This window comes from Bradyrhizobium sp. USDA 4504, assembly GCF_054063995.1.
Map to the genome: position 1 here is coordinate 2,231,769 of NZ_JBSSGV010000001.1, position 12,988 is coordinate 2,244,756.

A 12,988-nucleotide genomic window follows, 5' to 3' on the forward strand; every position below is an offset into this window, starting at 1 on the left:
ACCATGTCGATTGAACGCACGAACCTGACGCGGCGCCGCTTCATGAGCAATTTCGCCTTCGCGACCGGAGCGATCGCGACCGGCGTCGGAAGCTGGGTGGTCCGGCCCGATTGGGCGAACGCTGTGGAAGGGCCCATCAAGGTTGGTATCGCCACCGATCTAACAGGACCGATCGCGTTCGCTGGCGTGGCCGACGCCAATGTTGCAAAGATGGTGATCAAGGAGATTAACGACAACGGAGGTCTCCTGGGGCGTCCGATTGAACTCTATTTCGAGGATACAGCATCGAACGAATCGATCGCAGTCGGAAACGTGAGAAAGCTGATTCAGCGGGATAAGGTTGACCTCGTCCTTGGGGGCGTCACGAGTTCGATGCGTAACGCGATCAAGGATCCGATCGTAGCGCGCGGCAAGACGCTCTACATCTATCCAGAGCTTTACGAGGGCAGGGAGTGCACGCCCTACCTGTTCTGCACTGGACCCACCCCCGCGCAGCAATGCGACGATCTGATCCCGTGGCTGATCAAAAACGGCGGAAAGAAATTCGCGCTGCCCGGATCCAACTATATCTATCCGCATACGATTAACGTCTACGCCCGAAGGTTGATCGAAGCCCATGGCGGCGAAGTCGTGTTCGACGAATATTACCCGCTCGATCAAGTGGACTTCAGTGCGACTGTCAATCGTATCATTTCCAACAAGGTCGACGTCGTGTTCAACACGATCATTCCGCCCGGAGTTGGCCCATTATTCAAGCAACTCAGTGAAGCCGGGTTTTTGAAGAACGGAGGTCGCCTTGCCTGCGTCTGGGCTGATGAGAACCTCTTGAATATAAGTCAGCCCCACGAGATCGAAGGTATGGCCAGCTGCCTTGACTATTTCAGGGCGGTCACCGCGAGCGATCCCGTGAGCGCGAAGATCCAGGCGACTTACGACAGGAGCTTTCCCGGCAAGATCCTGTTCGCCGCCGGAAGTGCTGCGACCGGAACCTGGCGCGGCCTCAAGCTGTGGGAGGCGGCGGTCAAGGAAGCCGGCAAGGTCGATCGCGAGTCGGTTGCGGCCACCCTCGACCATGCCAGGATTGCCGAAGGTCCCGGCGGGCCCGCCGAGATGGTGCCGGGCAAGCGTCACTGCAAGATGAACATGTACATCGCGGTCGCCAAGGGAGGAAACTACGAAATCGTCGGGTGCAGCAATGGTCTCGTCGACCCAAAGGAGTGCTGAGCAGTCGATGGGTGCAGCAAGAGAGGCCGTCGCACGCATCGGCGAGGGACCGGATGTCGTGACGGGCAAGGGTACACCGGCCGCAAGCGCGCCGGCGGGACGGGTATCGGCAGGATGGAAGGTCCTGCCGATCGTGGAAGGGCTGGTGCTGCTGATCGCACTGGTCCTGCCATGGGTGCTGCAGGACTATCTGACGGTGTTCGCCACCCGCGTGGTGATCCTCGCGTTGTTCGCCCTGTCGTTCGACCTCGTGTGGGGCTATGCCGGCATCATGAGCTTCGGCCAGGCGCTGTTCTTCGGCGCCGCCGGCTACGGCGTGGCGCTCTTGGCGCGCGATCTCAACGTCACCTCGATCCTCCTGATCCTGCCTGCCGGAACGCTGATCGGGCTCACCGCGTCGCTGCTGCTCGGCGGCTTCCTGCTGCTCGGGCGTTATCCCTCGAGCGTGATCTTCGTCTCGCTCGGCACCCTCACCGGCTCCTATGCCGCGGACCGGCTGGCGCGCGGCTGGTACTATCTCGGCGGCCAGAACGGCATCCCGTCGATCCCGCCGCTCACCCTCGGCAGCTACGAGTTCGAGGAGGGGCCGATCTACTACTACATGGTGCTCGGCATCCTCGTGGTCGTCTATCTGCTCTGCCGCTTCCTGGTCCGCTCGCAATTCGGCCTCGCGCTCGCCGGCCTGCGCGAGAACGAGCAGCGCATCGCCTTCTTCGGCTACAAGGCGCAGCATCTGAAGGCGATCATCTTTGCAGTCGGCGGCACCATCGCCGGTCTTGCCGGCAGCCTCTATGCCTTCCACGAGGGCTTCGTCTGGCCCAACATGCTGGGCGTCGTGTTCTCGACCCAGGTCGTGCTCTACGTCCTGTTCGGCGGCTCCGGCACGTTGATCGGCGCCGTGATCGGCACCGTGATCATCGAGGGCGTCAGCTTCTGGCTGTCGGATAATTATCGCGACGTCTGGCCGATCATCCTCGGCGTGCTGCTGCTGCTCGTCATCATGTTCCGCCCGCTCGGGCTGATCTCCTTCGTGCTCGGCGAGCGCGAGCGGGTCGGCAGTTTCGGCAAAGCCCCGAAGGAGACCGGCAATGCCGCTCCTTGAGGCGCAAGGCATAAGCAAAGTGTTCGGCAAGCTGACCGCGCTCGACGGTGCGGCGCTGACCGTCGGCGAGAACGAGTTCCACGGCCTGATCGGCCCCAACGGCTCGGGCAAGAGCACGCTGATGAAATGCGTCGCCGGCGCCGAGGTGCCGACCACGGGCAAGGTCTCCTTCGTCAACACCGACATCACCGCGTTCACGCCGACCGAGCGCGCGCGCGCCGGCATGAGCCTGAAGTTCCAGATCACCTCGGTGCTGCCGACGCTGACGCTGTACGACAACATCCTGCTGGCGCTGCAGGCACACTGCTCGCTGTTCGACCTGGTGTTCTCGCGCACCCGCAAGAAGCTGCACGACCAGGTGATGACGATGCTGACCCAGTTCCGGCTCGCCGATCGCGCGCATGACGCCGCCGCGGCGCTGTCGCACGGCCAGCAGCAATGGCTCGAGATCGCGATGGCGCTCGCCGGCAAGCCGCGGCTGTTGCTGCTGGACGAGCCGACCGGCGGCATGAGCCTCGAAGAGCGCCGCGTCACCGGCGAGCTGTTGCAGCCGATCAAGCAGCATTGCTCGCTCGTCATCGTCGAACACGACCTCGATTTCATCCGCGACATCTGCGACCGCCTCACCGTGCTCGACCAGGGCAAGGTGCTGGCCTCGGGAACGGTCGCGGAAATCCAGGCCAACAAAAGCGTCCAGGAGATCTATCTTCGCCGTGCCTGAGCAAACCTTCCTCGATATAAGGCATCTCGACGCCGGTTATGGCCGCAGCCAGGTCCTGTTCGATGTCAACATCGGCATTCCCTGGCGCGGCGGCGTCGCCGTGCTCGGCCGCAACGGCGCCGGCAAGACCACGCTGATGAAGACCATCGTCGGCGAGCTCGCAAGCTCGCAGGGCGAGTTGTTCTTCGACGGCCGCGACATCACCCGCCGCCGCACCGAGGAGCGGGTGCGCTCCGGCATCGGCTATGTGCCGCAGGAGCATTCGGTGTTCGCCCGCCTGTCGGTGCGCGACAACCTCGCCGTCGGCTCGCTGTTCAATTCCGATGCCAGCGCCGTCGATCGCGTGCTGGCCATCTTTCCGAAACTCGGCCAGCGGCTCGACCAGCCGGCCGGCACGCTGTCCGGCGGCGAGCGCAAGATGCTGGCGATCGGCCGCGCCATGCTCGGCAATCCAAAGCTGCTGCTGCTGGACGAGCCGACCGAAGGCGTCTGGATCGGCGTGATCGAGGAGATCACCGAGCGGCTGATCGACCTCGCCAAGAGCATCTCGGTCGTGATCGTCGAGCAGCATCTCGATCTCGCGCTGCGCGTCGCCGACTACGCCTATGTGCTGGACCGCGGCCGCGTCGCGCTGCAGGGCGAGGCGGGGAAGGTGCGGAGCGATCCGGAATTGCTGCGATATCTGGCGCCATGACTGAAACTTGAGCCAGACGAGTCGTGCTAGGAGCAGCGAATGGAAGCGAAACTCAGATGATTTCCGCCATCCGCTTCAGCTTGTCGATATTCCTTAGCTCAATGCGACGGTAGGTCAAACGAATGAGGCCCTTGCGCTCCAATTGTTTCAGGACCTTGTTAACTGTTTGACGGGACGCTCCAGTTAGAAGTGCAAGTGCTGCCTGCGTTATTGAAACATGCAGTCCGCCGTCCGGCGCGACATGCGCGACCTCAAGCAGGCGTAAGGCAACCCGGTTCGGTGGATCAGCAAGTACAGCATTTGCCATATGGGCGCTCAGCATCCGCAGGCGGCTCGACAGCAGTCTGAGCAAAGCGTCGTCGAAGACGCGATGCCTCTCGCGAAGCTTGGAAAATGCCGCGGAACTTAAGACCTGAAGTCGGACGTCGTCAAGCGCCTCAGCGGTTTGCGGCATGCGGTCTCCGTCGATCAGGCTACTGGCGCCCAAACACTCTCCTGGACCAAGCAAAGCGTAGACCATCTCGAGACCATCGACCCGCATCGTGGATATTCGGACGGTCCCACGGAGGACCCGGTACATCTCCCTACGTTCATCGCCATACTGGAAAATGACCTGACCAGCCGGAATATTTCGAATGGCAGACTGGTCACGAAAACTGCGTCTCACGGTTTCAGGTAGCCACCGTAACAGGTCATTGCGTACGCCGGGCACGGCGACCCATTCGCACCGATCTGTCGGTCTCACGATGTTACTCGCTCGTTTCATGCGCGATACCCGGCTCAGCGCTATGTTTGCGGTTAGCGCTGCCCTGCGTGACCGCAACCTGTAAAGCCATTGCATGGTCGAGGGCATTGGTCGATGAACTGTTGTATGCGGTTCGCAGTCCTACAACGCGCTACTTCTCTGTACGAGAGCAAAGCGACGCTGTTCCCAAAAATGGTAGCGCATCTACGAACGGTGTGGAGCGGGAAGTGACGCTTCGACGCTATCGCAAGAGTGTCGCTGGGGCTACGATTCTCAAAGAAGACGTTGTGGCGCTCAGAGTCAGGTCGGCAACGGACAGTAGCAGGCATTCTGGCGCGGTCGTCTAACGCAGAAAACGGCGGTGCCTTCGCTCGACCGGTTCTCTACTAGAAACTATTCGCAGTGAGCCTCAATCAATCGTCCATGAGATGGACGTTCCCACGCACGTGCTTTCAGGCCTTGCCGCGCGGGAGTTCGACCTTACGGCCGGTACACCCGAGGCCATGCATCGATGCTGGCGAGACCCGAAGTCCCGCGGGGCATAAATCCTAACAAACTCTCGTTTTCGGGAAGGCGGCCTTTAAGCGGGCGAGAGGGCGGCTTCCCCAAATTTGCTCTGGATTTGCCACGACATGCTGGTAAATCATGTGATTTATATGCATAGTATTAGCCCGCTTGCATTGCTGGGAACGTAACGTGACGTCCGAAAACAATGCCTTGAATATTGGACCGCGCCTCCGGCGTGCCCGGTTGTCCAAGGGGCTGCGCATGAGAGACCTGGCGCAGGTCGTCGGATGTGACGAGAGCATGATTTCCAAGATCGAGGCCGGCAAGGTCATGCCGTCGCTGCCCATGCTCGACAAGATGGTCCACGCGCTCGACCGAGACATGGCCTCGTTTTTTGGCCTAAAGATCGACGACTACAAGCTGGTGCAGAAGCCTGAGGACCGGCTCAAGGTGCTGGTGGACGCACTGCGCGGCGGCACCGGTGTGACCTATGAGCGATTGGTGCCGATCGCCGCGGGCAATTTGCTCGAGGGCAACATTCATGTGGTCGCCCCGGGCGGCGAGAAGGTCGACCTCATCACCCATCAGGGCGAAGCCGTCGGCTACCTCGTGTCAGGAACCATCGAACTCACCGTCGACGACACCACATATCTGATGACGGCCGGCGACTCCTTCTTCTTCAAGGCTTATTTGACCAACAGTTATCGCAATGTCGGGCCGGACGAAGCGCGGATCGTCTGGGTCAACACGCCGCAGGTCCACTGAGGCGATCGCGCCAGTGCATGAATTAGATGCATGTGGCGAAAACTGAAGCAGCGATGGCTCAACATCGCTTCTTTTTCGGCGCGAGCGCGACGGCGTTGCATCCCAAAAACCTCCAATTCGAGAACTTGCCGGCTCGATCACCGGAATGACCGAGCTGGCATAGCGCTTGCTTAACCTTTTGCATGACTGTGATGCATGTCGATTGCCCCCGGCTGCGTCTGACGTTGACGGGGCCCGATCACGTTGATGCGCTCCGGCAGCGATGCCGTCGCTTCGGTGAGTAACGGCAGGCGAACCGCTGATGGCTTTCGTTTGGAAACGTTTGCTGGGCACCATCCCGAGCCTGATCGGAGTTGTTGTTCTCACGTTCTTCATCTCGCACGCGCTGCCCGGCGACCCTGCGGCCTTCTTCGCTGGGCCCGCCGCGAACGCCGCATCGATCGAGAACATCCGCGCTACACTTGGACTCGATCGCCCGCTTCCGGTGCAGTTCCTGCACTATGTGATTGACCTCGCGCATGGCAACCTCGGCCGCTCGCTCACGACCGGCCAGCCGGTGTTGACCGATCTGATCGAAAGGCTGCCGGCGTCGCTCGAATTATCGTCCTTCGCGCTGCTGTTCGCGATCAGCATCGCCATCCCGATGGGCGTGTGGGCTGCGACCCGCATCAACGGTGGGGTCGATCATGCCTGCCGCGGGCTCGTCACCGTGAGTGCAGCCTTTCCGACGTTCTTCGTCGGTCTGCTGTTCGTATATATCTTCTATTTCCTGCTCGGCTGGGCGCCGCAGCCGCTCGGCCGCCTAAACGAGATTACCTTTTCGCCGCCGCCGCACGTCACCGGAGCCTACACCGTCGACGCCCTCATTGCGGGTGACTGGCCGGTGCTCCGCGCGGCATTGTCCCAATTGATCCTGCCCGCGATATCGCTCGGCCTGTTCGCGCTGGCGCCGATCGCGCGCATCACGCGGGCAGCGATGCTGGAGGCGCTGGGCAGCGATTTCATCCGCACCGCGCGCGCCAGCGGACTGCCGGTCCGCAAGATCCTGATGACCTACGCATTCCGCAACGTGCTGCTACCCGTGAGCAGCGTTCTCGGCATGGTGTTCTCGTTCCTGCTTGGCTCCAACGTCCTGATCGAACAGGTGTTCGGTTGGCAGGGCGTCGGCGCCTATGCGGTATCGGCCGTAATCGCCTCCGACTACGCCGCAGTGCAGGGCTTCGTCCTGATGATGGCGGTGCTCTACGTTCTGCTCAATCTCGCTGTCGACATCTTCGCGATGCTGGTCGATCCCCGCGTCCGGTACGAGGGCTGAGCGATGAGCATCATCACGCTCGCCCGCAACACCGGTTATGCCTTCGGCGAAAATCGCCTGACGCTGGTCGCCGTGATCATTTTGGCGCTGCTCGCGCTGTTCGCGATCTTTGGCCCTTATATCGCGCCCTATGATCCGCTGCTGACCTCCGCCACCACCAAGCTGGCGCGACCCAGTGCGCTGCATCCGTTCGGCACCGATGCGCTTGGCCGAGACATCCTCAGCCGCGTCATCGTGGCGACACGCCTTGACCTCGGCATGGCGGTTTCGGCGGTAGCGCTGTCGTTCGTAGTGGGCCTCGCGCTGGGCTCTATGGCCGGCTATTTCGGCGGCTGGACCGACCGCATCATTGGCCGCGCCATGGACACCATCATGGCGTTCCCGCTGTTCGTGCTGGCGATGGGCATCGTGGTGGCGCTCGGCAACAGCGTCGCCAACATCATCATCGCCACGATGATCATCAACCTGCCATTCTACTGCCGCTTCGCGCGCGCCGAGGTCAACGTGCGGCGCGAACTCGGCTATGTCGAGGCGGCGCGCATGGGCGGCAACGGAGCGCTGCGCGTTCTCGTCAACCACATCGTGCCGAACATTCTGCCGCCGATGATGGTGCAGGCCTCGCTCAACATGGGCTGGGCGATCCTCAACGCCGCCGGCCTGTCCTTCATCGGACTCGGGGTGCGGCCGCCGACGCCGGAGTGGGGCATCATGGTGTCGGAAGGCGCGAGCTACATCATTTCCGGCGAGTGGTGGGCCTTCATGTTCCCGGGCGCGGCGCTCGTGCTCGCGGTGTTTTCCTTCAACATGCTGGGCGACGGACTGCGCGACCTGCTCGATCCGAGGAAGCGCGTCTGATGGCACAGCTCGAGATCGACGACCTCTCCCTGGAATTTCGTACCCGTCACGGCGTGGTGCGCGCACTCGACAGCGTGAGCCTGTCCGTGACGCGCGGCGAGATCGTCGGCGTGGTCGGTGAAAGCGGGTCCGGAAAATCGGTTACCGCCTACACCGTCATGGGCCTGAACGATGAAGCCGCGCGGATCACCAAGGGCAGCATCACGATGGGCGGAATCGATCTTCTGGCCGCGCGGCCAGAGGCCATGCGCGAGATTCGCGGGCGCGAGATGGCGATGATCTTTCAGAGCCCCCGTACGGCGCTCAATCCGATCCGCAAGATCGGCAAGCAGATTGAGGACGTGCTGCAGGAGCATGCCGGCTTGCCGAGCCGCGATCTCAAGAAAGCGGCGATTGCGGCCCTGGCGCGGGTCCGCATCCCCGATCCCGAACGTCGGGCGGACGCCTATCCGTTCGAACTCTCGGGCGGCATGTGCCAGCGCGTGATGATCGCGATGGCGCTGGCCTGCACGCCGTCCGTGCTGATTGCCGATGAGCCCACGACGGGGCTCGATGTAACGACGCAAGCCGTCATCATGGATCTTATCAGGGAGATGAGCCGGTCGACGCGGATGTCGACGCTGTTGATTACGCACGACCTCGGCCTAGCCGGCGAGTATTGCGATCGGATCGCGGTCATGCACGCCGGGCACATTGTCGAGATCGGGACGACTGAGGCGCTCCTGCAGCATCCGGCACATCCTTATACGCGCCAGCTGCTGGCTGCCACGCCCGTGCCCGAATCCCGTCTGGACGACCTCAATTCTATTCCCGGTCATCTGCCCGATTTGCGCGGTGCGTTGCCGCCATGCCGCTTCAGCGGCCGCTGTGAGCGGCGGCAGCTGATCTGTGACGAGGCGGAGTTGCCCTGGACCGAATTGTCGCCCGCGCACCTCGTGCGCTGCCGGTTTCCGCTGTCATGATGCCGCTGCTCGAAGTCAAATCGCTGTCCAAGTTTTACCCGATCAAGCGGAGAGGGCGCGGCGCGCGGCTGCATGCGGTCGACGATGTGGATCTGACCATCGGTGCCGGCGAAAGCGTCGGCCTGGTCGGTGAGTCCGGCTGCGGCAAATCCACCATGGTTCGCCTGCTTGGCCGGCTGATCGATCCGACGGTCGGCCAGGTCCTGATCGGTGGTGAGGATCTCACCGCCGTGACGCAAGCCCAATTTGCAGCCTCGCCGAGCCGGCGGCGCATTCAGGTCGTGTTCCAGGACGCGACCGAAAGCCTCAATCCCTCGTTTCGCGCTTTTCAGGCAATCGCCGATCCGCTGAAGCGGCTGCTCGGGATGACCAACGGCGCTGAGCTGGACAAGCGCGTGCGCGCCACGGCCGCACTGGTCGGATTGCCGGAAGAGCTGCTGCAGCGCTATCCGCATCAGCTGTCCGGCGGCCAGCGCGCACGCGTCGGCATCGCGCGTGCCGTCGCGGTCGAACCTTCGCTGCTGATCCTCGACGAACCGACCTCTGCGCTTGACGTGTCGGTCCAGGCCGTGATCCTGCGGTTGCTCGCCGACCTGCGCGCCCGGTTGTCGATGAGTTATTTGTTCGTGTCGCACGATCTCAACGTAGTGCGGCTTCTCTGCTCGCGTGTGGTCGTGATGTATCTTGGCAAGATCGTCGAGATCGCGCCGGCCGAGACGCTCTTCACGGCGTCGCTTCACCCTTACACGCAGGCCCTCGTTGCGGCGATCCCGGATCCGGCACGGCGCGGCGGAGCGCGGGTCAGGCTCGACGGCAGTCCGAGCAGCCCCATCGATCCGGATCCGAACGTTTGCCGCTTCTACGGCCGCTGTCCCAAGGGGGCCGATATTTGCACCAGGGTTATGCCGCCACTTCGCGCGGTAGGTCCGGACCACTTCGCTGCCTGCCATTTTGCCCCTTCACCGCCTGGAGAAACCGATGAGCGCTGACAACGAGATCTGCCGTATGGATGCCATGACCGTCGCGGCGAAAGTCAGGGACAAGACGCTTTCTGCCGCCGAGGTCACGGAAGCCGTTCTGCGCCGCATGGAGAAGCTCGAACCCCACATCCATGCCTTCTGCACGCCGACGCCCGATGTGGCACGCGCCGCCGCCGCCGCGGTCGACGCCAAGATTGCAGCCGGCAAGGATCCGGGCCTGCTGGCGGGCGTGCCGATCGGAATCAAGGATCTCGTCGCCACCAAGGACATCCTGACCGTGATGGGCTCGCCCCTCTATCGGGACTTCGTGCCTGATGAGGATGACATCGTGGTTGAACGGCTGAAGGACGCTGGCGCCGTCATCATCGGCAAGACCAATGTGCCGGAGTTCGGTTACAGCGGCGTCGGTCACAATCCTGTTTTCCCGGCCACGCGCAATCCCTGGAATCTCGACATGACGTCCGGCGGATCGAGCGCCGGCTCGGGTGCATCGGTCGCAGCGGGCGTCGCGCCATTTGCGATCGGTTCCGATGGCGGCGGATCGATCAGGATTCCCTCTGCACTCTGCGGACTGTACGGAATCAAGGCCTCGATGGGCCGGGTGCCGCTCTACCCAGGTTGCCGCGATGAGCGCTATCCCGGCGTGTCAAGCTGGGAATCGCTCGAACACGTCGGTCCCATGAGCCGGACCGTGGCCGACTCGGCGCTGATGCTCAAGGTGATCACCGGACCTGACCCGCGCGATCGCTATTCGATTCCGGCCGCCGACTTCGACTATGTCGCTGCCACCAGGGAAAGCATCAAGGGCCTTCGCATCGCCTATAGCGAAGACTGGGGCTATGCGCCTGTTGACCCGGAGGTGGCGCCGCGTCGTCTCCGAGGCGGTGCGCGTGTTCGAGACTGATCTCGGCTGCACAGTCGAGCGCGCCAGTCCCGGATGGGACGATCCGTTCCCGCAATTCTGGACCATCGTTGCCGGCGACACTGATCTGACCGGTATGCGCCGCATGATGAAGGGGCACGAAAAGGAGATGTCGCCGCATCTCGTCGCGCTGCTGCAGCGACAGTGGACCGCGGAGGAATTCACCGACGCCAAGATGATGCGCCAGATGGTCTGCAATCGCATGTGGCGGTTCATGGCCAACTACGACCTGCTGATCACGCCGACGCTTGCAGTGCCAGCGTTCCCTCTCTACATGCAGGGCCCCGAGATCATCGAAGAGAAGATGGTCACGACCGGCGACTGGCTCTGCTTCACCTTCATCTGCAATCTGACCGGTCAGCCGGCGGCGACCGTTCCCGCCGGCTTCACCGAGACCGGCCTGCCTGTCGGCATGCAGATCATCGGCCGCCATTTGGCGGACCGCACCGTGCTCGCAGCCTCCGGTGCGTTCGAACAAGCGCGTCCCTGGGCTCACAAATGGCCGAAGCTGCTGGGCGACCTCGGTCTCTGATGCTGCCGTCACGTTCCCACTCACATATCAAGGAGAATGCACGACATGAGGCTCGATCGTAGACTTCTCACAGCGGCGCTGCTCACAGCGTCCGCTGCCTTGCCCGGCGCACCCGCACTTGCGGCCGAAATCGCCAAGGACACGATGGTCATCGTGTCCGAGATGGGCCCCAACGGCCTCGACACGATGGTGCCGACCGCCAACGATCACAGCCGCATGGTGGTGTGGCAGGCCTACGACCGGCTCGTCAGCCATGGCGAGAAGAAGCTGGCGGATGGCACGGTGTCGTACGATGCCAAGGTCATGACCCCGGAGCTGGCCGAAAGCTGGGAAGCCGCCGAGGACGGCAAGACCTACATCTTCCACCTGCGCAAGGATGCCACGTTCCACGACGGCAGCCCGGTCACGGCCAAGGACGTCAAATGGTCGTTCGACCGCGCTATCGCCGCCGGCGGCTTTCCGGCGGTGCAAATGGCGGCGGGATCGCTGGTCAAGCCCGAACAGTTCACAGTGGTCGACGATCACACATTCAAAGCGACCTTCGACCAGTTCAACAAGCTGACGATGCCCGACCTCGTCGTTCCCGTGCCCGTCATCGTCAATTCAGAGCTCGCCAAGAAGCATGCAACGCCACAGGACCCCTGGGCGTTCGAGTGGGTATCACGCAATGATTGCGGCGGTGGTGCTTACAAAGTCGAGTCCTGGTCACCCGGTCAGCAGACCGTGTTTACTCGGTTCGACGCCTGGAAGTCCGGCCCGCTACCCCAGCTCAAGCGCGTGATCTATCGGCAGATCGCCTCGGCCGGCACGCGCCGTGCGCTGCTGGAAAAGGGCGACGTCGATATGTCGGTCGGCCTGCCCCCGAAGGACTATGCCGAACTGGCAGAGCAGGGGAAGGTCGCGATCATCGGTGTGCCCGTGCAAAACGACCTCGTGTTCGTCGACATGAACGTCAAGATCGCCCCGTTCGACAATCCCAAAGTGCGCGAAGCGATCTCCTACGCCATCCCTTACAAGGAAATCGTCAGCTCCGCGCTCTATAACCGCGCCAAGCCGATGTTTGGCGGCGACCCGGATAAACCCTATCCGGATGCGACGTGGCCGGTTCCGATCAAGCATGGCCAGGATCTCGCGAAGGCTAAGCAATTGCTGACCGAGGCCGGCTTCCCCAACGGCTTCAAGACCACGCTGTCGATCGATCTGTCGGAATCGACCGTGCGTGAGCCGACCGCCATCCTGATCCAGGAAGCGCTGAAGACGATTGGTGTCGAGCTCACGATCGAGAAGGTGCCGGGCTCGAACTGGTTCGCCCAGATGGCCAGCAAGACGATGCCGATGGTCATCGCCGAATTCTACGGCTGGCTCGACTACCCCGACTACTTCTTCTTCTGGACGTTCCATGGCGGCAACAACTCGGTCTTCAATACCGCCAATTACGTCAACCCCAGCCTCGACAAGGTGATCGACGAGGCGCGCTTCACGCGCGACCCCGAGATCTACAAGACCAGTCTGAACAAGATGGTCGACATCGTTATGACCGATCTGCCGCGCATTCCGCTCTACACCCGCTTTGCGGACTACGCGGTCCAGAAGAACGTCAAGGGCTTTGAGTACTGGTTCCACACCCATCCCGACTTCCGCAAGCTCTACAAGGAATGAGGCGA

The 12,988-nt window shown here is 62.5% G+C and carries 13 protein-coding genes; 12 read left to right on the forward strand and 1 reads right to left on the reverse strand.

The genetic code is table 11. The features are described from left to right. Window positions 1–3 precede the first annotated feature (3 nt). Genes ACVMB1_RS09845 through ACVMB1_RS09860 form a run of 4 tightly spaced genes read left to right on the forward strand, consistent with a single transcriptional unit; the run spans window position 4 to window position 3,741 of the window. Window positions 4–1,224 carry a substrate-binding protein gene (locus ACVMB1_RS09845; RefSeq protein WP_076826670.1) on the forward strand — a complete coding sequence of 407 codons (1,221 nt, stop codon included), beginning with the start codon at window positions 4–6 and terminating at the stop codon, window positions 1,222–1,224. Window positions 1,225–1,231: 7 nt separating this feature from the next. Beyond that, window positions 1,232–2,326, forward strand: a complete 1,095-nt coding sequence (locus ACVMB1_RS09850; RefSeq protein ID WP_244558755.1) for a branched-chain amino acid ABC transporter permease — start codon at window positions 1,232–1,234, stop codon at window positions 2,324–2,326. Continuing rightward, a complete protein-coding gene (locus tag ACVMB1_RS09855) occupies window positions 2,313–3,047 on the forward strand; it encodes an ABC transporter ATP-binding protein (RefSeq protein WP_253638081.1) in 735 nt (244 codons plus the stop codon). The genes ACVMB1_RS09850 and ACVMB1_RS09855 overlap by 14 nt, the downstream gene beginning before the upstream one ends. Beyond that, window positions 3,040–3,741, forward strand: coding sequence for a branched-chain amino acid ABC transporter ATP-binding protein (locus ACVMB1_RS09860; protein ID WP_310884773.1), 702 nt, complete (start codon window positions 3,040–3,042; stop codon window positions 3,739–3,741). The genes ACVMB1_RS09855 and ACVMB1_RS09860 overlap by 8 nt, the downstream gene beginning before the upstream one ends. Window positions 3,742–3,793: 52 nt before the next feature. On the opposite strand, the gene ACVMB1_RS09865 is transcribed toward ACVMB1_RS09860, so the two are convergent. Next, window positions 3,794–4,594, reverse strand: coding sequence for a Crp/Fnr family transcriptional regulator (locus tag ACVMB1_RS09865; RefSeq protein ID WP_083714955.1), 801 nt, complete (start codon window positions 4,592–4,594; stop codon window positions 3,794–3,796). Window positions 4,595–5,182: 588 nt separating this feature from the next. On the opposite strand from ACVMB1_RS09865, the gene ACVMB1_RS09870 reads away from it, so the two are divergent. The 8 genes from ACVMB1_RS09870 to ACVMB1_RS09905 all read left to right on the forward strand — a co-directional run bounded on the left by ACVMB1_RS09870 (window position 5,183) and on the right by ACVMB1_RS09905 (window position 12,983). Continuing rightward, window positions 5,183–5,758, forward strand: coding sequence for a cupin domain-containing protein (locus tag ACVMB1_RS09870; RefSeq protein WP_143270795.1), 576 nt, complete (start codon window positions 5,183–5,185; stop codon window positions 5,756–5,758). A gap of 298 nt (window positions 5,759–6,056) precedes the next feature. After that, on the forward strand, window positions 6,057–7,073 hold the full coding sequence (locus ACVMB1_RS09875) for an ABC transporter permease (RefSeq protein WP_200844477.1): 1,017 nt from the start codon (window positions 6,057–6,059) through the stop codon (window positions 7,071–7,073). Between the two features lie 3 nt (window positions 7,074–7,076). Beyond that, window positions 7,077–7,928, forward strand: coding sequence for an ABC transporter permease (locus ACVMB1_RS09880; protein WP_141342865.1), 852 nt, complete (start codon window positions 7,077–7,079; stop codon window positions 7,926–7,928). Continuing rightward, window positions 7,928–8,890 carry an ABC transporter ATP-binding protein gene (locus ACVMB1_RS09885; RefSeq protein ID WP_141342864.1) on the forward strand — a complete coding sequence of 321 codons (963 nt, stop codon included), beginning with the start codon at window positions 7,928–7,930 and terminating at the stop codon, window positions 8,888–8,890. Before ACVMB1_RS09880 ends, ACVMB1_RS09885 begins: the two co-directional genes overlap by 1 nt. Continuing rightward, window positions 8,890–9,879 (forward strand): ABC transporter ATP-binding protein, encoded by a 990-nt coding sequence (locus tag ACVMB1_RS09890; RefSeq protein WP_375166567.1) that lies wholly within the window; start codon window positions 8,890–8,892, stop codon window positions 9,877–9,879. The genes ACVMB1_RS09885 and ACVMB1_RS09890 overlap by 1 nt, the downstream gene beginning before the upstream one ends. Beyond that, window positions 9,869–10,774, forward strand: coding sequence for an amidase (locus ACVMB1_RS09895; protein WP_456848513.1), 906 nt, complete (start codon window positions 9,869–9,871; stop codon window positions 10,772–10,774). The genes ACVMB1_RS09890 and ACVMB1_RS09895 overlap by 11 nt, the downstream gene beginning before the upstream one ends. Beyond that, entirely contained in the window at window positions 10,761–11,324 is a 564-nt protein-coding gene (locus ACVMB1_RS09900) for an amidase family protein (RefSeq protein WP_456848515.1), read from the forward strand. Before ACVMB1_RS09895 ends, ACVMB1_RS09900 begins: the two co-directional genes overlap by 14 nt. 45 nt (window positions 11,325–11,369) lie before the next feature. Then, on the forward strand, window positions 11,370–12,983 hold the full coding sequence (locus ACVMB1_RS09905) for an ABC transporter substrate-binding protein (RefSeq protein ID WP_141342861.1): 1,614 nt from the start codon (window positions 11,370–11,372) through the stop codon (window positions 12,981–12,983). Window positions 12,984–12,988: the final 5 nt, after the last annotated feature.

Excerpts from the sequence above, each read along its gene's own strand:
- ACVMB1_RS09895 (WP_456848513.1), top strand. The coding sequence starts at position 9,869 with ATGAGCGCTGACAACGAGATCTGCCGTATGGATGCCATGACCGTCGCG.
- ACVMB1_RS09865 (WP_083714955.1), bottom strand. The coding sequence starts at position 4,594 with ATGCCCTCGACCATGCAATGGCTTTACAGGTTGCGGTCACGCAGGGCA.
- ACVMB1_RS09880 (WP_141342865.1), top strand. The coding sequence starts at position 7,077 with ATGAGCATCATCACGCTCGCCCGCAACACCGGTTATGCCTTCGGCGAA.
- ACVMB1_RS09885 (WP_141342864.1), top strand. The coding sequence starts at position 7,928 with ATGGCACAGCTCGAGATCGACGACCTCTCCCTGGAATTTCGTACCCGT.
- ACVMB1_RS09855 (WP_253638081.1), top strand. The coding sequence starts at position 2,313 with ATGCCGCTCCTTGAGGCGCAAGGCATAAGCAAAGTGTTCGGCAAGCTG.
- ACVMB1_RS09850 (WP_244558755.1), top strand. The coding sequence starts at position 1,232 with ATGGGTGCAGCAAGAGAGGCCGTCGCACGCATCGGCGAGGGACCGGAT.
- ACVMB1_RS09890 (WP_375166567.1), top strand. The coding sequence starts at position 8,890 with ATGCCGCTGCTCGAAGTCAAATCGCTGTCCAAGTTTTACCCGATCAAG.
- ACVMB1_RS09905 (WP_141342861.1), top strand. The coding sequence starts at position 11,370 with ATGAGGCTCGATCGTAGACTTCTCACAGCGGCGCTGCTCACAGCGTCC.
- ACVMB1_RS09845 (WP_076826670.1), top strand. The coding sequence starts at position 4 with ATGTCGATTGAACGCACGAACCTGACGCGGCGCCGCTTCATGAGCAAT.